Source organism: Corynebacterium auris, from assembly GCF_030408575.1.
GTDB classification, from domain to species: domain Bacteria; phylum Actinomycetota; class Actinomycetes; order Mycobacteriales; family Mycobacteriaceae; genus Corynebacterium; species Corynebacterium auris.
The window spans coordinates 1502268-1523929 of the sequence record NZ_CP047047.1; the positions used below are offsets into that span (position 1 = coordinate 1502268).

The 21662-nt window shown below is 67.7% G+C and carries 19 protein-coding genes; 9 read left to right on the plus strand and 10 right to left on the minus strand.

All coding sequences use genetic code 11. The features are described 5' to 3' along the window. The first annotated feature begins 96 nt into the window (after positions 1-96). Genes CAURIS_RS07210 through CAURIS_RS07220 form a run of 3 tightly spaced genes read left to right on the plus strand, consistent with a single transcriptional unit; the run spans position 97 to position 2924 of the window. Positions 97-1779 (plus strand): carbon starvation CstA family protein, encoded by a 1683-nt coding sequence (locus tag CAURIS_RS07210; protein ID WP_290341342.1) that lies wholly within the window; start codon positions 97-99, stop codon positions 1777-1779. Continuing rightward, positions 1780-2034 (plus strand): cory-CC-star protein, encoded by a 255-nt coding sequence (locus CAURIS_RS07215; protein WP_290341344.1) that lies wholly within the window; start codon positions 1780-1782, stop codon positions 2032-2034. After that, positions 2025-2924, plus strand: a complete 900-nt coding sequence (locus tag CAURIS_RS07220; protein ID WP_290341346.1) for an ArsA family ATPase — start codon at positions 2025-2027, stop codon at positions 2922-2924. Before CAURIS_RS07215 ends, CAURIS_RS07220 begins: the two co-directional genes overlap by 10 nt. A gap of 498 nt (positions 2925-3422) precedes the next feature. Here CAURIS_RS07220 and CAURIS_RS11610 read toward each other — a convergent pair whose 3' ends face one another. The 7 genes from CAURIS_RS11610 to gdhA form a co-directional block, all read right to left on the minus strand. Further along, positions 3423-3623, minus strand: coding sequence for a halocin C8-like domain-containing protein (locus CAURIS_RS11610; RefSeq protein ID WP_353959226.1), 201 nt, complete (start codon positions 3621-3623; stop codon positions 3423-3425). Between the two features lie 129 nt (positions 3624-3752). Continuing rightward, positions 3753-5249, minus strand: coding sequence for an alanine/glycine:cation symporter family protein (locus CAURIS_RS07225; protein WP_290341350.1), 1497 nt, complete (start codon positions 5247-5249; stop codon positions 3753-3755). A gap of 78 nt (positions 5250-5327) precedes the next feature. After that, complete coding sequence (gene mutM, locus CAURIS_RS07230; protein ID WP_290341352.1) at positions 5328-6170, minus strand: bifunctional DNA-formamidopyrimidine glycosylase/DNA-(apurinic or apyrimidinic site) lyase; 843 nt, start codon at positions 6168-6170, stop codon at positions 5328-5330. 3 nt (positions 6171-6173) lie between these two features. Then, positions 6174-6947, minus strand: a complete 774-nt coding sequence (gene rnc / locus CAURIS_RS07235; RefSeq protein WP_290341354.1) for a ribonuclease III — start codon at positions 6945-6947, stop codon at positions 6174-6176. Beyond that, positions 6944-7477 carry a YceD family protein gene (locus CAURIS_RS07240; RefSeq protein ID WP_290341356.1) on the minus strand — a complete coding sequence of 178 codons (534 nt, stop codon included), beginning with the start codon at positions 7475-7477 and terminating at the stop codon, positions 6944-6946. The genes rnc and CAURIS_RS07240 overlap by 4 nt, the downstream gene beginning before the upstream one ends. A 32-nt stretch (positions 7478-7509) precedes the next feature. Then, complete coding sequence (locus tag CAURIS_RS07245; protein ID WP_290341358.1) at positions 7510-8286, minus strand: DivIVA domain-containing protein; 777 nt, start codon at positions 8284-8286, stop codon at positions 7510-7512. Between the two features lie 50 nt (positions 8287-8336). Beyond that, positions 8337-9683 carry an NADP-specific glutamate dehydrogenase gene (gene gdhA, locus CAURIS_RS07250; RefSeq protein ID WP_290341360.1) on the minus strand — a complete coding sequence of 449 codons (1347 nt, stop codon included), beginning with the start codon at positions 9681-9683 and terminating at the stop codon, positions 8337-8339. Positions 9684-9914: 231 nt separating this feature from the next. On the opposite strand from gdhA, the gene CAURIS_RS07255 reads away from it, so the two are divergent. Continuing rightward, a complete protein-coding gene (locus tag CAURIS_RS07255; protein WP_290341362.1) occupies positions 9915-11048 on the plus strand; it encodes a glycerate kinase in 1134 nt (377 codons plus the stop codon). Here CAURIS_RS07255 and CAURIS_RS07260 read toward each other — a convergent pair. Further along, entirely contained in the window at positions 11018-11440 is a 423-nt protein-coding gene (locus CAURIS_RS07260; protein ID WP_290341364.1) for a hypothetical protein, read from the minus strand. The two genes, CAURIS_RS07255 and CAURIS_RS07260, sit on opposite strands and share 31 nt — an antisense overlap. Before the next feature lie 31 nt (positions 11441-11471). Here CAURIS_RS07260 and CAURIS_RS07265 point away from each other — a divergent pair, with 31 nt between their 5' ends. The 5 genes from CAURIS_RS07265 (at position 11472) to CAURIS_RS07285 (ending at position 19262) form a co-directional block, all read left to right on the plus strand. After that, the gene (locus CAURIS_RS07265) at positions 11472-12851 is read left to right on the plus strand and encodes a DUF4921 family protein (RefSeq protein WP_290341366.1); all 1380 of its coding nucleotides are present in this window, start codon (positions 11472-11474) and stop codon (positions 12849-12851) included. A 10-nt stretch (positions 12852-12861) separates the two neighbouring features. Then, on the plus strand, positions 12862-14136 hold the full coding sequence (locus tag CAURIS_RS07270) for an amidohydrolase (RefSeq protein ID WP_290341367.1): 1275 nt from the start codon (positions 12862-12864) through the stop codon (positions 14134-14136). Positions 14137-14216: 80 nt separating this feature from the next. Then, positions 14217-16613: a glycogen/starch/alpha-glucan phosphorylase gene (locus CAURIS_RS07275; protein ID WP_290341370.1), complete on the plus strand. Its 2397-nt coding sequence runs from the start codon at positions 14217-14219 to the stop codon at positions 16611-16613. A gap of 43 nt (positions 16614-16656) precedes the next feature. Beyond that, positions 16657-18555 (plus strand): aminodeoxychorismate synthase component I, encoded by a 1899-nt coding sequence (gene pabB / locus CAURIS_RS07280; RefSeq protein ID WP_290341373.1) that lies wholly within the window; start codon positions 16657-16659, stop codon positions 18553-18555. Next, positions 18552-19262, plus strand: a complete 711-nt coding sequence (locus CAURIS_RS07285) for an aminotransferase class IV (RefSeq protein ID WP_290341375.1) — start codon at positions 18552-18554, stop codon at positions 19260-19262. Before pabB ends, CAURIS_RS07285 begins: the two co-directional genes overlap by 4 nt. On the opposite strand, the gene pyk is transcribed toward CAURIS_RS07285, so the two are convergent. Both pyk and lgt read right to left on the minus strand, forming a co-directional pair. Continuing rightward, complete coding sequence (gene pyk, locus CAURIS_RS07290) at positions 19246-20673, minus strand: pyruvate kinase (protein ID WP_290341377.1); 1428 nt, start codon at positions 20671-20673, stop codon at positions 19246-19248. The two genes, CAURIS_RS07285 and pyk, sit on opposite strands and share 17 nt — an antisense overlap. Before the next feature lie 27 nt (positions 20674-20700). After that, positions 20701-21615 carry a prolipoprotein diacylglyceryl transferase gene (gene lgt / locus CAURIS_RS07295; protein WP_290341379.1) on the minus strand — a complete coding sequence of 305 codons (915 nt, stop codon included), beginning with the start codon at positions 21613-21615 and terminating at the stop codon, positions 20701-20703. Between the last annotated feature and the right edge of the window lie 47 nt (positions 21616-21662).

Genomic DNA, 21662 nt, shown 5'->3' on the forward strand with positions numbered 1-21662 from the left:
TAGCGGGGGTGCCACCTCCGGCTGCAGCCTCCACGTTTTCACCCCGACCGCACACAGCGATGTGGTAGTGTTCACAAAAAATTTTAAGGAGGCCACATGAATTCCCTCTGGCTCGCCTTCATCGGCGTGGGCATGCTCGCTGCGGGGTATCTGCTCTACTCCAAGTACCTCGCCACGCGGGTCTACAAGCTGGAGGAAGGCTTCCGCACTCCGGCGCACGCGCTTAACGACGGCGTCGATTACGTCCCCACCAACAAGTACGTATTGTGGGGTCACCACTTCACATCGGTGGCGGGTGCGGCCCCCATCGTCGGGCCCGCCGTGGCCGTGATTTGGGGCTGGCTCCCGGCGTTTTTGTGGGTGACCATCGGCACCGTATTCATCGCGGGCATGCACGATTTCGGGGTGTTGTGGGCCTCTGCACGTCACAAGGGACAGTCCATCGGTACTTTGTCCGGCAAGTACATCGGTGCCCGGGGCCGCAACCTTTTCCTTGTGGTGATCTTCCTTCTTCTTCTCATGGTCGTGGCGGCCTTCGGCGTTGTTATCGCCGGCCTTCTGGTCTCCACTCCCACCGCCGTCATCCCGACCTGGGGTGCGTTGGTCGTCGCACTGCTCATCGGTCAGGCAATTTACCGCTTTCAGTGGAACCTCCCGGTGGTCTCCTTCGTCGGTGTCGTCGCGCTCTACGGGCTCATGGTGCTCGGCGACCGAGTCCCGGTGTCGCTGCCCGAATCGACATTCGGCCTCGCCCCAGAAGCCGTGTGGATCCTTTTGCTGTTCGCCTACGGCGCCGTGGCGTCTCTGCTTCCGGTGTGGGTACTGCTGCAGCCGCGCGACTACATCAACGGCCTGCAACTATTCGTCGGCCTGATCATCCTCTACGCTTCAGTGATCATCACCGCGCCCGCCATCGTTGCCCCTATGGTTAACACGAATCCGCCGGAGGGCACGCCCTCTCTGGTCCCCCTTCTTTTTGTCACTATCGCCTGCGGCGCCATCTCCGGGTTCCACGGCACGGTCGCCTCGGGGACGAGCTCGAAGCAGATCGACAAGGAAACCGACGAGCGCTTCGTCGGTTACTTTGGCGCGGTCGGCGAGGGCCTTTTGGCGCTCGGCGCCATCATCGCAACGACAGCCGGGTTCCAGTCGCTCGCGCAGTGGGAGGAAATCTACAACGCCTTCAACGCCGGCGGTGTCCAGGCTTTCGTGGAAGGCGGTGGCTCCATTATCAACACCGGCCTCGGCATCCCGGTCTCCCTGTCGGCCACCATCCTGGCCACCATGGCCGTCCTCTTCGCGGCGACAACCATGGATTCGGGCATCCGCCTCCAGCGCTTCGTCGTGCAGGAAATCGGTGAAATCATCGGGGCAAAGGTTTCCGCCTTCTGGGCCACCATCATCGCTGTAACTGTCGGGCTCGCCCTGACGTTTTCCACAGGCTCCGACGGCTCGGGCGGAGTCCTCATCTGGCCCCTTTTCGGCACCACGAACCAGCTCATGGCCGCCCTGTCGATGTCCATCATCGCAGTGATGCTGGTCCGGCTTCGCCGCCCGGTTCTCCCCGTCGTCTTACCGCTCCTGTTCGTCCTGATCCTCTCGGTGTGGGCGCTGGTTGTCCAGCTGCGCCAGTTCGTTGAGGCGGGCAATTGGCTTCTGGCCGGACTCGACGTCCTTATCCTCGCGTGCGCGCTGTGGGTCTCCGTCGAGGCGCTCGCCGCAGTCAGGCGGGCGAAGGAGGCCGGCCCGGATCCCGCCTTCGAACCGGCGAGCGTGTAGATGTCGTTTTTGTCCCGCCTCAACGCTGCGCTGCACGAATTCTACGTCGCGCCATACCGCTCGACGTTCGCGCAGGCGCAACGCGAGGAAGACGACCTCTTCTTGCTGCTAATCCTGTCGGAGGCCCTGGGCATCGACAACCCTGCCAGCTTCTATACGCTCGAACTGCTCCCCATCGTCTACGAGGACGTGCACGCCTGGCACGTGCGCATGGGCCTCGACCGATCCCCCTTGGACCACATCCAGTGCTGCTGAACCACCGCCTCATCTTTTTCGGCGGAAAGGGCGGGGTGGGTAAAACCACCCTCGCCGCCGCCACCGCTCTCTCGCTCGGGGACGCCCTACTCGTGTCCACCGACCCCGCCCATAACATCGGTCATATCTTCGGCACGGAGGTCGGCGACACCCCCACCCTCATCGAGCGGGGCGTAAGCGCCGTCGAGATCGACCCCTCTGCGACGACCGCCACGCATATCGCCCGAGTGGAAGAAACGATGCGTCGACTCACCCCCGAGCGACTCCATGGGCAGCTGCGCACCCACCTACAACTCGCATCCGCGTCCCCGGGCACCCACGAGGCCGCGGTGCTCGAACGGCTAGCAGAGGTAATTCTGGAAGGCCAATCGCAATACCAGCATATCGTCGTGGACACGGCCCCTACCGGCCACACAGTCCGTTTGCTGGCCCTACCGGAGCTCATGGGGGCATGGATCGACGGACTACTTGGGCGACGCGAGCAATCAGAGCGATTCGGCTCCCTCGTCCGCGGCCTCGGGGGCGCCCCAGAGCGCCGCCGGGACGAAGAAATCCGTCAGGTTCTGCAGCGCCGGAAACACCTGTTTAGCCGCCTTCGAGAGGCAATCACCGACCCCGAGAGCACGGCTTTCGCCCTGGTCACCGTACCCGAAAGGGTTCCCGTCACGGAGACGCTCGAGCTTGCGCAGACGCTGCGCGCAACGGGCATCCCGCTCGGCGGGCTCTACGTTAACCGCTGCTCCCCCTCCGACCAAGGCCCGCTGCTCGCTTCACGCGCCCGTCAAGAGGAGCAGCAGCTGCGACGCCTTGCGGCGCTGCAACTTCCCCAGCAACGGGTGCCATTGCTGGGTGACGCCTCGCCGCGCGCCCTCGCGCGCCTTCTGGCCTAGTTGTACTTCCTCGGGAGGTTGTGAACGGTGTGAACGAAAAGGGGAAGCCTCCGGTAGAGGTGTAGGTATCCACACGAACACCGATCCGGAAGGCTTCCATGACACACCGTAACGCACCTTTGACCCCGACCGGCAGAGCAAGGATGGTTGAGCTGGCCATCACCCACGGATGGACGCAGCGCCGAGTCGCTGAACGCTTCCAGGTCTGACCAGCCACCGTCAACAGGTGGGTGAGCCGGGCACGCCGTGGCGAAGTGCTCACTGACCGGTCACACCGTCCCCGCGCGTGCCCGCACCAGCTGCCGGTGCGCACCCAGCGCCGCATCATCAAACTGTCAAGCCCCGGGTTAATGCTGGGCTTTCCTGGGCCGGGGGGAGTGACTATGTCTGATCCCTCAGTTTTCTTGACAGTCGAAGATACATCAGGGTGATCGTCAGAGAGTAGATCAGCAGAAAGAGCGCGATGATCATTAGCCAGGATTCTTGTGTCATGGTTTCCTACTTACAGATGGCGTTAGTTGCTCCAGCGCAGCCCAGTGTAGCGATCAGTCCGCAGACCGACGCGCATCCGAGACCGGCCAAGCCATTCACAAACCCCAGTCCAAGGCAGACTTCATAGCAACCAGCAGCTCCACCTGTCCCACAGAGTGCACCCACGCCCCATTCGCAGGCCCCCCGGGTTTGAAAAGTCGGGTCCATCGGGCTGTCCGGCGCGGTGGTGGTATTACCTTCCTTGTCGACATGGCCATGCCACAGAATGAATCGCCCCGGGGATAATGGAGGCCTCACCCCCGCACAACGCGTTCACAACGTCACGGCGAAGTACAGCTAGAACTCCCGCAGCGAGCGCCGGTCCTGCCAGGTGCGGCGCGCGGCGGGGTCGGAGCCGTCCCAGACCTCGATGTTGTCCAGCTCGGGGAGCATGTCCCGGTGGAAAAAGGGGTCAACGCCCTCGCGGCGCTGCTCGTTGTAGTTCTTCAGCAGTTTGATGGCCACGCCGCCGAGCGGCACGATGGCGATGATGTTGATGATGGCCATTGTGCCCGCCATCGTGTCGCCGAGCGCCCACACCAGCGGCACCGAACCGAACGCCCCGAAGAAGACGAAGGCGATGACGCCGAGGCGGAAGACCGTCATGACCGTCTTGGACTCGGTGAAGTACTCGATGTTGGCCTGCGCGAGGTAGTAGTTGCCGATGACGGAGGAAAACGCGAGGAAGAACAGGATGAAGGTGAGGAAGTGCCCACCCCAGGAGCCCACGGAGTCCGCCAGCGCCGCCTGCGTCAGGGCCGCGCCCTGGATGTCCTCACGCCCGTAGGTGATGGCGGGGCCGAGCAGAACGATGAACGCGGTGATGGAGCACACAAGGAGGGTGTCGAAGTATACGCCGAGGGTCTGCACCAGGCCCTGCTTGACGGGGTGGGACACCGACGCGGTGGCCGCGGCGTTGGGCGCCGAACCCTGGCCGGCCTCGTTGGAGAACAGGCCGCGGCGCATGCCCCACATGAAGGCCATGCCGAGCGTCGCCCCCGCAACCTGCTGGAAGCCCAGCGCGTGGCCGACGATGAGAGAGAACATGCCGGGGACCTCGTCGATGTTGAGCACCACCACCACGAGCCCCAGCAGGATGTAGGCACCGGCCATGAAGGGCACGATGACCTGGGTGGCGCTGGCGATGCGGGTCACGCCGCCGAAGATGATGGTCGCGGTCAGCCCGGCGATGACCACGGCGACGATAAGCTTCAGGGTGTTCGAATCGTTATCGAAGGAACCACTGACCGCCTCAACGATGGAGTTGGTCTGGATGGCGTTGTACACAAAGCCGTAGGTAAACGACAAGGCCACAGCGAAGACCACCGCGAACGGCCGCCAGCCCAGCCCGCGCGTCATGTAAAACGCCGGGCCGCCGTAGTAGTTGCCCTCCGGGTCGCGAGACTTCCACAGCTGCGCGAGCGTGGACTCGACGAACGCGGTAGCGCCACCAACCAGCGCGATGATCCACATCCAGAACACAGCGCCCGGCCCGCCGACGGAAATCGCCAGCGCCACTCCCGCGATGTTGCCGGTGCCCACGCGCGAAGCCGCGGAAATGGTGAAGGCCTGGAAGGCCGAGAGTCCCTTGTGCTCGGTTTCGAGCTCGCGGCCCTTCTTGTCCACCACCTTCGGCTTCTCCGAGACCGACCGGAACATATCCGGCAGCAGCCGCACCTGCACGAAGATGGTGCGCAGCCCGAAGTAGAGGCCGGCGCCGAGCAGTAGCCACGGCACGATATTCCAAATTATTCCGTTCAGAGTCTCATCGACGAACGTTGAAGCCTGGTCCATTGCGCTTATATTAGACGTGGATCACACAAACGCCACACTGCGGCCGAGATTTCGTACCGGGCTACCCCCGGTGGGACGCTACAGGGTCTGGCAGGACGGGCAGTAGTGGCTCGAGCGCCCATTGACCACCACGCGCCGCATTTCGGTGCCGCACACGCGGCAGGGCTGGCCGGCCCGGCCGTAGGCGTTGAGCGAGCGCGAGAAGTAGCCCGAGGCGCCGTTGACGTTGACGTAGAGCGAGTCGAAGCTGGTCCCGCCCTGCTCCAGCGCCCGGGCCATGACGGCGCGCGATTCCTCCAAAAGGCGCACCGCGTCGCGCTGGCGCAGCGACTTCGCCCGCCGCGTCGGCTTGACCCCGGCCGCCCACATGGCCTCGTCGGCGTAGATGGAGCCGATGCCGCTGACGACCGACTGGTCCAGCAGCACCGTCTTCACAGCCGACGCCCTGCGCCGCATAAGCCGCGCGACCTCGGCGGCATCGAAGCATTCCTCAAAGGGATCCGGGGCCACGTGGGTCACCGTGGCGGGGATGCGGTGCCCGGCGGCGCGGGGGTCGTCGACAAGCGGGGCGTACTGCCACGAGCCAAAGGTCCGTTGGTCGACGAAGGAGAGCTCGAGCTCGCTTAGCGACGCCCGAATCCGCACGTGCGGCCCCCTCACCTGGCCCGGCGAACCAACGAGCATCTGCCCGCTCATGCGCAGGTGGACGACGAGCGCGGCGTCATCGGAGAGCATCAGCCAGAGGAACTTGCCGCGCCGCCCCGTGCCCGTCACCTCAATCCCGGGCAGGACCTCGGCGAGGTCGACCTCGTTGCCGCGCACGGCGCGCGGGTGGAGGACCTCGACGGGGCCGAACGTGCGGCCCACGGCGTGCTCGGCGAGGCCGCGGCGCACGACCTCCACCTCGGGCAGTTCCGGCACCGGCTACTCCTTGGCGGCCAGGGCGACGGCCTCGGGGTGGTCACGCAGGAAGAACACGGCCTCGCGGGCGGCGTTTTGCTCGGCGGTCTTCTTGTTCTGCCCGCGCCCGCGCCCGCGCGGCGCGCCGGCGATGAGCACGTGCGCGGTGAACACCTGCTCGTGCTCCGGGCCCTCCACGCTCGCCTGGTACTCGGGCTGGCCGCCGCCGAGCTCGGCGACGCGCTCCTGGAGCACCGTCTTCCAGTCGTGGCTGCGCTGGGCCTCGTCCAGCTTCGGGCCGAACAGCCGCAGGATCACCCCGCGGGTGGTTTCGAAGCCGTGCTGGCGATAGATCGCCCCGAGCAGCGCCTCGGTGGTGTCGGCGAGGATCGAGTCCTTGTCGCGGCCGCCGGTGGTCTCCTCCCCCTTGCCCAGAAGGAGGTGCGGGCCGAGCCCGACGTCGCGGGCGACATCGGCGAGCGCGTAGCGCGAGACCACGCGCGAGCGCATGGGCGACAGGTCCGACTCGGGCCGCGAGGGGTAGCGCTCGAACAGCTCGTTGGCCACGGAGAGGCCGAGGACGGCGTCGCCGACGAACTCGAGACGCTCGTTGTTCGGCAGGTTGTCGTGCTCGTTAGCGAAGGAGCGGTGCGTCAGGGCGAGGCGCAGAAGATCTGGTTCGAGGCCGACCCCGAGGCGCTCGATCAACGGGGCGTGGTCGACCGCGGCGTACGCCGCGTCCCAGGCTTCCGGGCCCGACAGGCGCTGCTTGCGGGAGCGCTTCGAGCCGCGGCTCACAGGAACTTCTCCAGCCCGGCCCAGCGCGGGTCGACGAGATCATTGGCCTCGCCCGAGACCCCGTCGGGGGACGGCACGTCGGAGGGGGCGCACTCCGGCTCGCACGCCGGGTTGAACGGCAGGTTCATCCCCAGCTCGTCGACGAACGCCTGCTCGAGGTCGATGGTCGTGCCCTGCATGAGCGGGACCTCGTCGCCCGAGCCCTTGTCCTCCTCCAGCTCCGGGTCTCCCGTGATGGCGTCGCCCTCGGCGGCGAACACGACGCTGACGCGAGAGGTGAATGGCGGGTTGAGCGGGGCGAGGCAGCGGGAGCATTCCCCGTCGAGCGTGCCGGTGGCGGAGGCATCGACCATGACGCTGGATCCCAGCGGAACCACCACGGCTTCCACGGTGACCTCGCTGCCCTCCGGTATCGCGATCATCTCGGGGCCGATGCGAGAGGGCGACGGCCCGACCTGCGTAAAAACAACCGGCGTTCCGTCGCCGCCCAGGGCCTCGGCGACGTCGAACACAAAGGGATTGGTAGCCATAACAGCCACTACCCTACAACGAAAGGGCGCTGCTAGTAATCCGGGTCGTTGTCGCCGCGCTGCTGGCCCGAACGCGGGCGCCGCGCATACTCGCGGCGCTCCGGGCGATCGTAGCGCTCGCCCGAGGCACCCGCGCCGCGGCGCAGCGCGGAGCGGTCCGAGGAGACCGTGCGCAGCACGGCGCTGAGCGATTCCTCGAACTCGGAGAGCTTGGAATCGACGTAGTCGTCGCACTCGGCGCGCAGGCGCGAGGAGTCCGCTCGCGCGTCGTCGACCAGGCGGCGCGCCTCCTCATCGGCGCGGCGGATGACCTCCGACTCGCTGATGAGGCGCTGCTGCTCGGCCAGCCCGGCGTCGACGGCGCGCTCGTACTCCTGGTTGCCGTTATCCACCAGGCGGTCCGCCTCGGAGCGCGCGGAGGCGATGGTCTGGTCGGCCTCCTCCCGGGCGCGCGTGACGGTGCGCTCGGCGTCCTCCTCCGCGGTGGAGACGAGGTGGGAGGCGCGCGATTGGGCGTCGGAAAGCATGCTCTCCGTCTGGTTGTGCACGTCGCGCATGATGCGTTCGGCCTCGTCCTCGGCCTCGGCGACGAGGGAGTCCGCTCGCTCCTGCGCGCCACGCAGAAGCTCGTCCTGCTGGTCGAGGACGTCTTGGGCGTCGTCGACCTCGATGGGAAGGGCGTTGCGGATGTCGTCGAGAAGAGCAAGCACGTCGTTGCGCGGGACCATGCAGTTGTTGGTCATCGGCACGCCATAGGCCTGCTCCACCGTCCGGACGAGTTCGTCGAGGGCTTCAAAAACGCGGTACATGGTGTCCCAGCGTAGTGCGGTTCGGCCTCGAATCGTGGCGGCGCGGCCGGTTAGATCACGCCCTGCGCCAGCATCGCGTCCGCGACCTTCTTGAAGCCGGCGATGTTCGCCCCGACAACGTAGTCCCCGGCGCGGCCGTACTCCTCCGCCGTGTTGCTGGAGACGCGGAAGATGTTGGACATGATCTGGTGCAGGCGCTGGTCCGTGTACTCGAAGTTCCACGAATCGCGCGAGGCGTTTTGCTGCATTTCCAGGGCGGAAGTGGCCACGCCGCCGGCGTTGGCGGCCTTGCCCGGGCCGAAGCTGATCTTGTTCTCGCGGAAGGCCTCGACCGCCTCCGGCGTCGAGGGCATGTTCGCGCCCTCGGCGACGTACTTCACGCCGTTGCTCACGAGCGTGCGCGCGTTTTCGCCGGAAAGTTCGTTCTGGGTGGCGCATGGCAGGGCAACATCCGCCTCGAGGCTCCAGATGGAGCCGTCCTCGTGGAAGGTCGCCCCGTCCGCCTCGTCGACGTAGGTGGACACGCGCTCGCGGCGCACCTCCTTGACGTCCTTGAGCAGCTCCAGGTCGACGCCGTTGGGGGTTTCCACCCAGCCGGAGGAATCGGAGAAGCCCACGACGGTGGCCCCGAGCTCCTGCGCCTTCTCGATGGCGTAGATGGCCACGTTGCCCGAGCCGGAGACGATGACCTTCGCCCCGTCGAGGGACTCTCCGCGCGCCTTCATCATCTCGTCGGTGAAGTAGACGCAGCCGTAGCCGGTGGCCTCGGTGCGCACGAGCGAACCGCCCCAGGTCAGCCCCTTGCCGGTGAGCACTCCCGACTCGTGGTTGTTGGCCAGGCGACGGTACTGCCCGAAGAGGAAGCCGATCTCGCGGCCACCGACGCCGATGTCGCCGGCGGGCACGTCGCGGTACTCGCCGATGTGACGCCACAGCTCCGTCATGAAGGACTGGCAAAAGCGCATGATCTCGGCGTTGGACTTGCCCTTCGGGTCGAAGTCGGAGCCGCCCTTGCCGCCGCCGATGGGCAGGCCGGTCAGGGAGTTCTTGAAGATCTGCTCGAAGCCGAGGAACTTGATGATGCCGAGGTTGACCGAGGGGTGGAAGCGCAGGCCGCCCTTGTAGGGGCCGAGCGCGGAGTTGAACTGGACGCGGAAGCCGCGGTTGACGCGGACCTCGTTGTTGTCGTCGATCCACGGCACGCGGAAGATGATCTGGCGCTCGGGCTCGCAGAGCCGCTCGATGAGACCGTAATCGGCGTAGTGGGGATCCTTCTCCAGGACGATCTTCAACGACTCGAGGACCTCGGCGACAGCCTGGTGGAACTCGGGCTCGCCTGCGTTGCGTTTGAGGAGCTTGTCGTAGTAACCGGCTACTTCCTGATCGATGGAGGACATGCGGTGCACCTTTCTACTGCGGTGTCGTGACGTGGGGGCCGCCAAACAGCAACCCTGTAAACCGAATACCTAACGACTGGCAGGTTTACAACGTCCTTAACAATACGCCTGCACACCGAGCGCGCAACAGGTATCACGAAATATTTGTCCCCGCCCGCCGGACGGGGCGCAGGCGCCACCCCGCTAAAATGCAGCCTAGCTTGAGTTTCTCCCCACAACACGGAAGTTTTTATGACGCAGATCACGAACGAACCGGATCCCTCCCCCACCATCCTCATCGCGCCCGACGCCTTCAAGGGCACCGCGAGCGCCGACGAGGCCGCGCAGTGGCTCGGCGAAGGTATCCGCAGCATCATCAAGGACGCCGAGATCACACTCGTGCCCATGGCCGACGGCGGCGAGGGCACCTCCGAGCTCTTTTCCGGCGAGCGGATCACTCTGCCCACCACCGACGCGGCGGGCCGGCTCACCGAGGCCAGCTACACCTTCGACGCCTCGCGCTCCACCGCGTACATCGACATCTCCGCCGCCTCCGGGCTGCCCGCCGTCGCGGACAACCCCGTGCCGCTGACCGGGGACACCTACGGCACCGGGGTGCTCGTCGCCGACGCGCAGACGCGCGGCGCCACGCGCATCGTCCTCGGCCTCGGCGGCTCAGCCACCGTCGACGGCGGTACGGGCATCCTCGTCGCGCTCGGCGCGCAGCCCCTCGACGCCGCGGGCTACAACCTCGCCCCCGGTGGGGGCGACCTGAAGCGGCTGGCCGACTTCGACACGGCAACCCTCAACATCCCCGCGGGCTCCGTTGACTGGCTTTTGCTTGCCGACGCCCTCGTCCCCGCCACCGGGCCCCGCGGCGCGGCCCGGGTCTTCGGCCCCCAGAAGGGCGCCGGCCCGGACGACGTGGAGGCGCTCGACCAGGGCCTCGCCCACCTCTGCGAGGTCACGGGGGTCGACCCGGCAACCCCGGGCCACGGCGCCGCGGGCGCGGTCGCCGTGGGCATCACGTGGCTGTCGCGCCTGCTCCACGGCACCGACGAGCACGTCCGGGTGGTGCCGGGCGCGCGCCTGGTGGCCGAGATGCACGGGGTGGCGGAGCTACTCGCCCGCGCCTCGCTGGTGGTCACCGGCGAGGGCCGTTACGACGAGCAAAGCCCCGAGGGCAAGGTCGTGTCCACCGTGTTGCGCCTGGCCGGGGAGGCGGGAACAACCGCCGCCGTCGCCGCCGGGACCATCGGCCACGACCTGCCCGAGGGAGTCATCGGTGTAGAGCTCGAGGACCTGGCCGACACCCGCGAGCAGCTGCGCCGCGCGGGCGCCGAGATCGCCGTGCGCTACCTGCGCACCTCCACCATCCAGGGGTAGATCGAGGCCACCTCGAAGCGCTCCTGCTGCATGAGCGCCGCCGGGTCCTTCGGCAGCACGGCCTTCGGGGTGAGTACCCGCGACAGGCCCATCGCCAGCTTGTTGTAGCTGTCCACCCCGCCCGCAGTGATGAGGAAGCGGTGCACGCGCGCGCCCTCGGCCTCCGGGTCGCCGCCGCGATCCGCGCGGTAGACCTCGTGGAGCTGGGCGGTCGTGGAGGCGTCGAGAAGCGGCGGCTGCGCGTGCTCGACCTCGCCCGAAGTGAGCATCCCGCGGCGCACGAGGACGTCGAGGGCGCTCTGGAAGGATGCCGCCACCTGGGGCGCGGCTGAGTCGGGGACGAGGACATCGAACTGGATAACCGGTTGGCTAACAGGCTGGCTAATACGCATGGGCCAAGGCTAAACAATATCCTCGGGGGACATGACCTTCTTCCCCCACGGACACGCCGCGCCTCTGGTGACCATGGCCGACGGCACCGTCAAGCAGATGAACCCCTTTTCGGGGACCGAGGTGTGGACGGTACCCGGGCGCGGCGACCGCCCGCTGTCCACCCCGGTGAAAAACGCCTCTCCCCTGAGCGCGGAGGACTTCACCAACTCCTGCGCCTTCTGCTCCGACAACCACCTGAGCACGCCCCCGGAGAAAGCGCGCCTCGTGCGGGCGGGGGAAGAATGGGTGCTTCGCCACCACCTGCTGCCCGCGCAGCTGGGCGAGGAGCAGGCGGAGTTTCGCCGCGTGCCCAACCTCTTCGAGATCGTCTCCTATGACTACTGGAAGAAGAATTACGGCTACGAGATGCCCGGCTCGCAGCGCGAATGGATGGAGACGTACCTGGCCAGCCCGGCCGGGCGTTCGCACCTGCTCGACATCGCCCGCCGCCGCCTGGGTTCGGCGGCCGAGGGCGCCTCGGAGGGCGAGCTGCTCGATCTCGCGCCCTCCTACTTCGGCGGCGGCCACGACGTCATCATCGCGCGGCGCCACTTCGTCGACGGCGCCACGGACGACTCGCAGCTCGCCTCCTCGGGCACCCTCACGCCTGAGGAGCACTTCGGCTTCATCTCGCTGACCATCGACGCCATGCGCGACCTCTACGACACGAACCGCTACGCGCCCTACGTCGCCGTGTTCCAGAACTGGCTCGCCCCCGCCGGGGCGTCCTTCGACCACCTGCACAAGCAGCTCGTGGCCATCGACGAGCGCGGGGCGAGCAACGAAAGGCAGATCGCCCAGCTGCGGCACAACCCCAACATGTACAACGAGCTGGCGGTCAACTACGCCTTCTACAACAACCTGGTCATCGCCGAGAACGAACACGCGATCCTCACCGCCGGCGTGGGGCACCGTTACCCCACGATGGTGGTCTACTCGAAGTCCGCGGCGGTGGAGCCGTGGCTGCTCAGCGCGCCGGAGGCCCGTAGCTTCTCCGACCTGCTCCACGCCGCGCACGCCGCGACCGGCCCCCTCGTCCCCTGCAACGAGGAGTGGCACCACAAGCCGATCGACCTCGACATCGCCATGCCGCTGCGCGTGAACCTGAAGTGGCGGGTGTCCACCCTGGCCGGCTTCGAGGGAGGCACGAAGATTTACGTCAACACCATCTCCCCGCACGACATCCGGGACAGGATCACCCGGCGCCTTTTCGAGCTGCGCGAGCAGGGGCGTATCGACGCCTCCATCCGCGTCGCCGAGGAGTGCACGCCGGTGCGCAACTGCCTGCGCTACAACCCCTCGGTAAGTTGGGAGGCGGATCCGCACGTCACCGACCGTGCGCACTTCACCCAGACGACCCCCAAGGAGTAAGACACACCCCATGAGCACAGACCCGGGCGCCGCGGTGCCCTTCGCCGAGATCTTCGCCGCCTACGACATCGACGCCGTCTGGCAGCGCCGCCTCTACGAGATCCTGCACTCCAACCCCGAGCTGTCGATGCAGGAGGAGGAGACCCACCGGCGCATCCTCACCGAGCTCGGCCGCTTCGACTGCGAGGTCATCGCGCCGATCGGCCAGTACGGCATCGTCGCGGTCTTCAAAAACGGCGAGGGCCCCACGGTGCTCTACCGCGCCGACTTCGACGGGCTGCCCGTCACCGAAGCGACGGGCGTGTCCTACGCCTCCCACAAGGTCGTGCCGGGCGCCGACGGCAAGCCCGTGGGCACCATGCACGCCTGCGGCCACGACGTGCACACCACGGCGCTGCTCGGCCTGTGCGACTTCATGGACCACACCCGCGAGCACTGGTCCGGCACGTTCATCGCCCTGTTCCAGCCGGGCGAGGAGATCGCCGCCGGCGCGGACGCCATGGTGGAAGATGGGCTGACAAGCCGCGTCCCCCGGCCCGACGTGTGCTTCGGCATGCACGTCATGCCCGGCCGCGCCGCGCAGGTGATGAGCAAGGAGGGGCCCCAGTTCGCCGCCTGCGACTCCATCCGGGTCAGAATCCCGGGGCGCAGCGCCCACGGCTCCATGCCGCACGCCGCGGTCGACCCGACGTTCACCGCCGCCATGATCATCACCCGGATGCAGGGCATCGTTGGCCGGGAGGTCGACCCCGGCGACTTCGCGGTGGTCACCGTCGCCAGCATGCGCGCCGGATCGGCGAACAACATCATCCCCGCCGAGGCGGAGCTCACCCTCAACTGCCGCTTCTACAGCGACAAAACGAAGGCCAAGGTCTACGCCTCGATCGAACGCGTCGTCCACGCTGAGGTCCTCGCCTCCGGCATCACCGACGCCCCGACCATCGAGTACTTCGCCCACGGGGAGCTTCTGAGCAACGACGCCGTGGTGTACAACAAGGTCCGCCCCAACTTCGACGCGGTCTTCGGGCCCGACTCGGTGCGGGCGCCGCGCAAGACCGTCTCGGAGGACTTCCCCACCATCCCCACCGCCTTCGGCGCGCCGTACTTCTTCTGGCTCGTCGGCTGCACGCCGCAGGAGCAGTGGGACGCGGCCGTGCGCGCCGACCGGATCAACGAGGACGTCCCCGTCAACCACATGGCGACCTTCCTGCCGGAGTACGAGCCGACGATCGCCGCGGCCAACAAGGCGGCGGCCACGGCGGTGCTGACGTATCTAGCCGGGTAGGCTCGGGAACCGTTCGACAGCCCCCGAGACCTCCACGACCCTCAAGACGACAGCACACACGGCGACACACGAGGTAGATCATGAACACACCAGCTAACCCGCCGGCTTTTGACTCGACCATCGGCGGCCACATCCGCAGCTTCTCCGGCGCCACCCCGGCCAATTCCACCGTGAAAAAGTTCTGGACGGGCCTGTCCGCCGCGGTGATGGAGCAGCTCGCCGACGACTGGGACGCGACCCGGGCCGCCTACGCGGCCACCCGCCGCCAGGCGTACTTCTCGGCCGAGTTTCTGCAGGGCCGCGCCCTGCTGAACAACCTGACGAACCTCGGCCTCGTCGAGGACGCGAAGCGCGTCACCGCCGAATACGGCCGCGAGCTGGCGGACGTTTTGGAGGCCGAGCACGACGCCGCTTTGGGCAACGGCGGCCTGGGCCGCCTCGCCGCCTGCTTCCTCGATTCCGCGGTGACACAGGACTACCCCGTCACCGGCTACGGCCTGCTCTACCGCTACGGGCTGTTCCGCCAGGAGTTCGTCGACGGCTTCCAGAAGGAGCAGCCCGACGCCTGGAAGGAGACGTTCTACCCCTTCATCGTGCGCCGCGGCACTCAGCAGCGCATCGTGCGTTTCGACGACATGAACGTGCGCGCCGTGCCCTACGACATGCCAATCACCGGCTACGGCACCCGCAACGTGGGCACCCTGCGCCTGTGGGACGCCAAGCCGGTCCACGAGTTCGACTACGACGCGTTCAACCACCAGCGCTTCACCGACGCCATCCTCGAGCGGGAGGCGGTGCACGACCTGACCCGTGTGCTCTACCCCAACGACTCCTCCTTCGCCGGCAAGGTGCTGCGCGTGCGCCAGCAGTACTTCTTCGTCTCCGCCTCGCTGCAGGAGATGCTGGACACCTACGTCGAGCACCACGGCGACAACGTGCGCGACTTCCACTCCTTCAACTCGGTCCAGCTCAACGACACCCACCCCGTCCTCGCCATCCCCGAGCTGATGCGCCTGCTCATGGACGAGCACGGCCTCGGCTGGGAGAAGGCGTGGGAGGTGACCACCCGCACCTTCGCCTACACCAACCACACGGTGCTGCAGGAGGCTCTGGAGACGTGGGACACCGCCATCTTCAAGCAGCTGTTCTGGCGGGTCTGGGAGATCGTCGTGGAGATTGACCGCCGCTACCGCCTGGACATGGAAGAGCGCGGGGTCGACCCCGACACCGCGCACCGCCACTCCCCCGTCCACGACGGCAAGGTGCACATGGCGTGGATCGCGGCCTACGCCTCCTACTCCATCAACGGCGTTGCGGCGCTGCACACCGACATCATCAAGCGCGACACCCTGGGCTTTTGGCACGGGCTGTACCCGGAGAAGTTCAACAACAAAACCAACGGGGTCACCCCGCGCCGCTGGCTGCGCATGTGCAACCCGCGGCTGTCCGCGCTGTTGGACCGCCTCGCCGGCTCCGACGCTTGGGTCACCGACCTCGACCGGCTGCGCGAGCTGCGCCACTTCGCCGATGACGACGGCGTCATGCGCGAGCTGCGCGAGATCAAGGTGGCCAACAAGAAGGCCTTTTCCAACTGGCTCGCCGATCACCAGGGAGAGACGGTGGACCCCGACTCCGTCTTTGACACCCAGATCAAGCGCCTCCACGAGTACAAGCGCCAGCTCATGAACGCGCTCTACATCCTCGACCTCTACTTCCGCATCACGCGGGACGGCGAGCGCGACGTGCCCAAGCGCACCTTCATCTTCGGCGCGAAGGCGGCCCCCGGCTACGCCCGCGCCAAGGGCATCATCAAGCTCATCAACGCCATCGGCGAGCTCGTCAACAACGACCCGGAGGCCTCGCAGTACCTCCAGGTCGTCTTCGTGGAGAACTACAACGTCTCCCCCGCCGAGCACATCATCCCCGCCACCGACATCTCCGAGCAGATCTCCACCGCGGGCAAGGAGGCCTCCGGCACCTCCAACATGAAGTTCATGATGAACGGCGCGCTCACCCTCGGCACCATGGACGGCGCCAACGTCGAGATCGTCGACTCCGTCGGCGAGGACAACGCCTACATCTTCGGCGCCACCGTCGACGAGCTCGGTGAGAGGCTAAGCACCTACAACCCGCAGGCCTGCTACGAGCAGACCCCGGGGCTCAAGCGCGCGCTCGACGCGCTCACCGACGGCACGCTTGACGACGCCGGGACCGGCGCCTTCCACGACATCCGCGGCTCGCTTCTCGACGGCCACGGCTGGGAAACCCCCGACGTCTACTACGTGCTGGGCGACTTCGCCTCCTACCGCGAGACCCGCGACCGCATGGCCCGGGAATACTACGCCGACCCGCTGCACTGGGCGCGCATGTGCTGGATCAACATCTGCGAATCCGGCCGCTTCTCCTCCGACCGCACGATCCGCGACTACGCCACCGAGGTGTGGAAGATCGAACCGACCCCCATCGAGCGCGCCTAGTGTCATTGTCCAACTCCGCTTCACCTGCCCCCGGGCGGCGCCCATGATCCTGCTCGTCGACAACCGGGACTCCTATACCCTCAACCTCGCCCACCTCATCGCCGCCGCGGCGGGTAAAGAGCCCGAGGTCGTGCGCGCCGACGACGTCGCGCGCCTCGACATCTGTCAGCGCGTGCGCGCCGGGGCCTACAGCCATATCGTCATCTCGCCCGGCCCGGGCACGCCGAGCGAGGAGGCCGACTTCGGCGGCTCGCGCGCCGTCATCGAGGCCGCCGGTGACGTCCCGCTGCTCGGTGTGTGCCTCGGCCACCAGGGCCTGGCGTACCTGGCGGGCGCCGAGATCGCCCGGACCGAGCCGCACCACGGCCACGTGAGCACGCTGAGCCACTCGGGCGAGGGCATCTTCGCGGGGCTGCCGCAGGGCATGCAGGTGGTGCGCTACCACTCGCTGCACGTCGCGGAGCACCCGGGGGTGCGTGTGCACGCCCGCAGCGAGGACGGTGTGGTGCAGGCCCTCGAGGTCGTGGGGCGGCCCCACTGGGGCGTGCAGTTCCACCCGGAGTCCGTGCTCACCGAGCACGGCGAGCAGCTCATGCGCAACTTTTTGAGGCTTCGCACGCCGACGTGGGGCCTGGTGCACGAGGCCGTAGATGTCGACCTGGACACCGAGGCCACCTTCCGCGCGCTGAACCGTCGGGCCGGCGAGGGCGCCGAGGCGTTTTGGCTCGACTCCGCCACCGGTGCCGGCCACACCATCATGGGCACGACGGCGGGATCGCTGAGCCGCAGTATCACCTTCGACCTCGCCTCCGGCGGGGACGTTCTGGCGGAGCTGGACGCCGAGCTCGCGGAGGGAATCGACACCGGCTCCGCCCCCGATCTGCCGTTCACCGGCGGCTGGGTCGGCTACCTCGGCTACGAGTGCGCCGCGCTCACGCTGCCCGGCTTCACCCCCAGGCACTCCACCGGCTACCCCGACGCCTGCTTCGTCCGCCCGCATTCCTTCCTCGTCTACGACCACCAGGCCCGCCGCGCGCACATCATGGCGCTCTACCGCGGTGCCCCGGGGCAGGAGGCCACGCGGCTCGTCGATACGCTCCGGGCGTCTCTTCGCACCCAGCCCGACGAGCCCGCACCCGCGCACCTCGGCCCGGGCTCGTGGCGGCTGACCAGCGAGGAGTACCTGAGCCGCATCTCGGCCATCAAGGAGGCCCTGGCGCGCGGCGACTCCTACGAGGTGTGTCTCACCGACACCTACGAGGCCGCCGCCACCGGCACCGGGCTCGACCTCTACTCGCGGCTGCGGCGCGCAAACCCCGCGCCGTACGCCGCCTACCTCGCCCTCGGCGGCATAGAGGTCCTCTCGAGCTCGCCCGAGCGCTTCCTTTGGGTCCGCGGCGCCACCGTGGAGGCCAAACCAATCAAGGGCACCATCCCCCGCGAGCAGCCACCGCAAGCACTGCTTGACGACGCCAAAACCCGCGCCGAGAACCTCATGATCGTCGACCTGCTGCGCAACGACCTCTCCCGCGTCTGCGCCCCCGGCACTGTCGCCGTTCCCGCACTCATGGCCGTGGAGACGTACGCCACCGTGCACCAGCTCGTCTCCACCGTCCGCGGCCGGCTGCGTTCTGGGGCGACGCTGGTGGACCTGGTGCGCGCGGCGTTTCCGCCGGGCTCGATGACCGGCGCGCCGAAGGAGCGTACCTGCGCCATCATCAACGAACTCGAAGCGGGGGCGCGCGGGGTGTACTCGGGCGCTATCGGCTACCTCGGTTTCGACGGCTCGGCCGACTTAAGCGTGGTCATCCGCACGGCCGTCGCCGCCAACAACACCGTGCGCGTCGGCGCCGGCGGGGCGATCGTCTGGGCCTCCGACGCGCACGCCGAGCACGAGGAGATGCTGCTCAAGGCCCGCGCCGTCGTCAAGGGGCTTTCGTGAGCCACTACCTCTGGCGCGACGGGTGGCACCCCGCCGAGCCCGCGGCGGGCGAGGTGGCCTGCGCGGACTCCTGGCGCCATGTCGACGGGCGCGCCCACGGCTTTTCCGCCCACGCGCGCCGCTTCGAGCGCTGCGCCGGGCCGCTGCCGCCCGGCTTCTGGGCGAGCACCGCGCGCGCCCTCGACACGCCGGGGGAGTTCTTCCCCCGCGTCGCTCTCGCCGGGGGCCAGCTCCGCTTGGACATCCGCCCCGCCCCGCCCGCGCGGGCGACGACAGTGCTCGCCCTCTCCGCGGCGCCGGACCCGCGGACCGCACCGCTTATCAAGGGCCCCGACCTGGCCCGTTTATCTGCTTTCCGCGCCCGGCACACCCCGCCCGGCGCGGACGACGTCATCCTCGGCGACTTCGCAGAGACAACCACCGGCGCCCTCGTCGGCTGGGAAGGATCTACCCTCGTCGTGCCGCGCGGGGTGCGGCTTCCCTCGGTCACGCAGGCGCAGGTGGTCGGCCGCGCCCGCGAGAGAGGAATCAGCGTGCGCGAGGGGCGCCTGCACCCCGGCATGCCGCTGTGGTTTCTCAACTCCCTGCACGGCGTCAGCCCCGTCACGTCGATCGTGGGCGACGGCACCAACCGTGCCGTGCCCGCCCAGCCCGGCGCCGCAGAGTGGGCGGCGTGGTGGTGGGCGGGTTTTAGAAGCGCGGGTTAGCCGTGTTGTCGCCCAGTTGGTGCACGTGAATCGTGTTCGTCGTGCCCGCCACCCCGGGCGGGGTGCCCGCCACGATGACCATCGCGTCGCCCTCGTCGTACTGTTCCATGGACAGCAGGATGTCGTCGACGACCTTGACCATCTCGTCGGTACCGTTGACGGGCGGGCAGAGGAAGGTCTCCGCCCCCCACGTCAGAGCGAGCTGGGAGCGCACCTGCTGCACCGGGGTGAACACCAGAAGCGGCAGCTCCGGGTGCAGGCGCGCCACACGGCGCGCTGTATCGCCTGAGGTGGTGAAGGTGACGATGGCGCGGGCGTTGAGGCGGGTGGCGATGTCGTTGGCGGAGTAGGAGATCACTCCCCGCTTGGTGCGCGGGATGTGGTTGAGAGGCGGAACGAAACCCGTCGACTCCGCGACCCGCACGATGCGGGCCATGGTGCGCACCACGTTGTGTGGGTCCACGCCCACCGAGGTCTCGCCCGAGAGCATGACGGCGTCCGCGCCGTCGAGTACCGCGTTGGCCACGTCGGAGGCCTCGGCGCGGGTGGGGCGGGAGTTCTCAATCATCGAATCGAGCATCTGCGTTGCCACGATGACCGGCTTGGCGTTCTCGCGAGCGATCTGGATCACGCGCTTTTGCACCAGCGGGACCTGTTCCAGCGGGATCTCCACGCCCAGGTCGCCGCGCGCGACCATGACGGCGTCAAAGGCGAGGACGATGGATTCGAGCGCCTCGACCGCCTCGGGCTTCTCCAGCTTCGCGATGACGGGCACGCGGCGGCCCACCTCGTCCATGATCTCGTGGACGAGGTCGATATCGGAGGGCGAGCGCACGAACGACAGAGCGATCAGGTCAACGCCCAAACGCAGCGCGAAACGCAGATCCTCCTTGTCCTTCTCGGACAGGGCGGGCACGGAGATGTTCATCCCGGGCAGGGAAACGCCCTTGTTGTTGGACACGGGGCCGCCCTCGGTGACCACGGCCACCACGTCGTTTCCCTCGACGGCGGTGACGCGGAGGGCGACCTTGCCGTCGTCGACAAGCAGGCGATCGCCAGGCTTGGCGTCCTGCGCGAGCTGCTTGTAGGTGGTGGAGACTCGATCGTGGGTGCCCTGGACGTCGTCGACGGTGATGCGCACCTGCTCACCGGTTTCCCAGTACGTGGAGCCCTCCTCGAAGCGGCCGAGGCGGATCTTCGGCCCCTGCAGGTCGGCGAGGATACCCACCGCGTGACCGGTTGAGTCGGTTGCCTCGCGCACCCAGCGGTAGTTCTGCTCGTGGTCCGCGTGGTCACCGTGCGAGAAGTTCAGCCGCGCGACGTCCATGCCCTCGCGCACGAGCCCGAGGATTGCTTCTTCACTGGCCACCGCGGGCCCAAGAGTACAAACGATTTTGGTTCTTCTATCCACGATCTCCCACCCTAGTGAGCTCCGGCGTTATACGGTTCCGCCGCCCAAGCTACCCGGCTCCGCGGTGGCGCGCTCGCGGTTGTACTTCGGGTCCACCTCCTGCGGGGTCTCTCGGCCCCGGCGCAGGCGGAAGAACACGATCAGAGCGACGATGAGAAGGATCGCGCTCACCCACGTGTTCACGCGCAGGCCGAGGATCATGTTCGCCTCGTCCGCGCGCATGAGCTCCACGAACGAGCGCCCCAGGGCGTAGCCCGCCACGTAAAGGGCGAACACCCTGCCGTGGCCCAAGCGGAAGCGGCGGTCCGCCCAGAGCAGCAACGCGAACACCAGGATGTTCCACACCATCTCGTAGAGGAAGGTGGGGTGTACGCTGGCGATGACCTCGCCGGTGGAGCGCCCCGTCAGCGGGGCGTAGGAGCCGTCCGGTCCGACGCGGTAGTAGATGTCCAGCGCCCAGGGCACGTCCGTGGGCCGGCCGTAGAGCTCCTGGTTGAACCAGTTGCCCAGCCGCCCGATGGCCTGCGCGAGGATGACGCCGGGCGCGGCCGAATCGAGGAAAGGCCCCAGCGGGAGATTTTTAAAGCGAAACAGCAGCCACACCGCGAGGGTCCCCAGCGCGACGGCGCCCCAGATACCCAGCCCGCCGGCGGTGACGTTGAAGGCCTGCCACGGGTCCCGGCCCGGCCCGAAGTACTTATCCCAGTCCGTGATCACGTGGTAAAGGCGCCCGCCGACGATACCGGCCGGGATGACGACGATCACCGCGTCCCAGACCACGTCCGGGTTTCCGCCCCGGGCCTTGTAGCGGCGCAGGGTGATCCACAGCGCCACGATGATGCCGGCGATGATGCACAGGGCGTACGCGCGGATCGGCAATGGACCGATGTACCAGACCCCTTGCGGCGGGGAGGGGATGTTTGCCAAGATCGTCGTTTCCACGCCCCATAGTCTGCCTCACCGCGGCGACACTCGGCGAGCGGGGTCGC

Coding starts and splice junctions, on each gene's coding strand:
- CAURIS_RS07210 (WP_290341342.1), top strand. CDS start 97: ATGAATTCCCTCTGGCTCGCCTTCATCGGCGTGGGCATGCTCGCTGCG.
- CAURIS_RS07215 (WP_290341344.1), top strand. CDS start 1,780: ATGTCGTTTTTGTCCCGCCTCAACGCTGCGCTGCACGAATTCTACGTC.
- CAURIS_RS11610 (WP_353959226.1), bottom strand. CDS start 3,623: ATGGACCCGACTTTTCAAACCCGGGGGGCCTGCGAATGGGGCGTGGGT.
- CAURIS_RS07225 (WP_290341350.1), bottom strand. CDS start 5,249: ATGGACCAGGCTTCAACGTTCGTCGATGAGACTCTGAACGGAATAATT.
- CAURIS_RS07240 (WP_290341356.1), bottom strand. CDS start 7,477: ATGGCTACCAATCCCTTTGTGTTCGACGTCGCCGAGGCCCTGGGCGGC.
- CAURIS_RS07245 (WP_290341358.1), bottom strand. CDS start 8,286: ATGTACCGCGTTTTTGAAGCCCTCGACGAACTCGTCCGGACGGTGGAG.
- gdhA (WP_290341360.1), bottom strand. CDS start 9,683: ATGTCCTCCATCGATCAGGAAGTAGCCGGTTACTACGACAAGCTCCTC.
- CAURIS_RS07255 (WP_290341362.1), top strand. CDS start 9,915: ATGACGCAGATCACGAACGAACCGGATCCCTCCCCCACCATCCTCATC.
- CAURIS_RS07260 (WP_290341364.1), bottom strand. CDS start 11,440: ATGCGTATTAGCCAGCCTGTTAGCCAACCGGTTATCCAGTTCGATGTC.
- CAURIS_RS07265 (WP_290341366.1), top strand. CDS start 11,472: ATGACCTTCTTCCCCCACGGACACGCCGCGCCTCTGGTGACCATGGCC.
- CAURIS_RS07270 (WP_290341367.1), top strand. CDS start 12,862: ATGAGCACAGACCCGGGCGCCGCGGTGCCCTTCGCCGAGATCTTCGCC.
- CAURIS_RS07275 (WP_290341370.1), top strand. CDS start 14,217: ATGAACACACCAGCTAACCCGCCGGCTTTTGACTCGACCATCGGCGGC.
- pabB (WP_290341373.1), top strand. CDS start 16,657: ATGATCCTGCTCGTCGACAACCGGGACTCCTATACCCTCAACCTCGCC.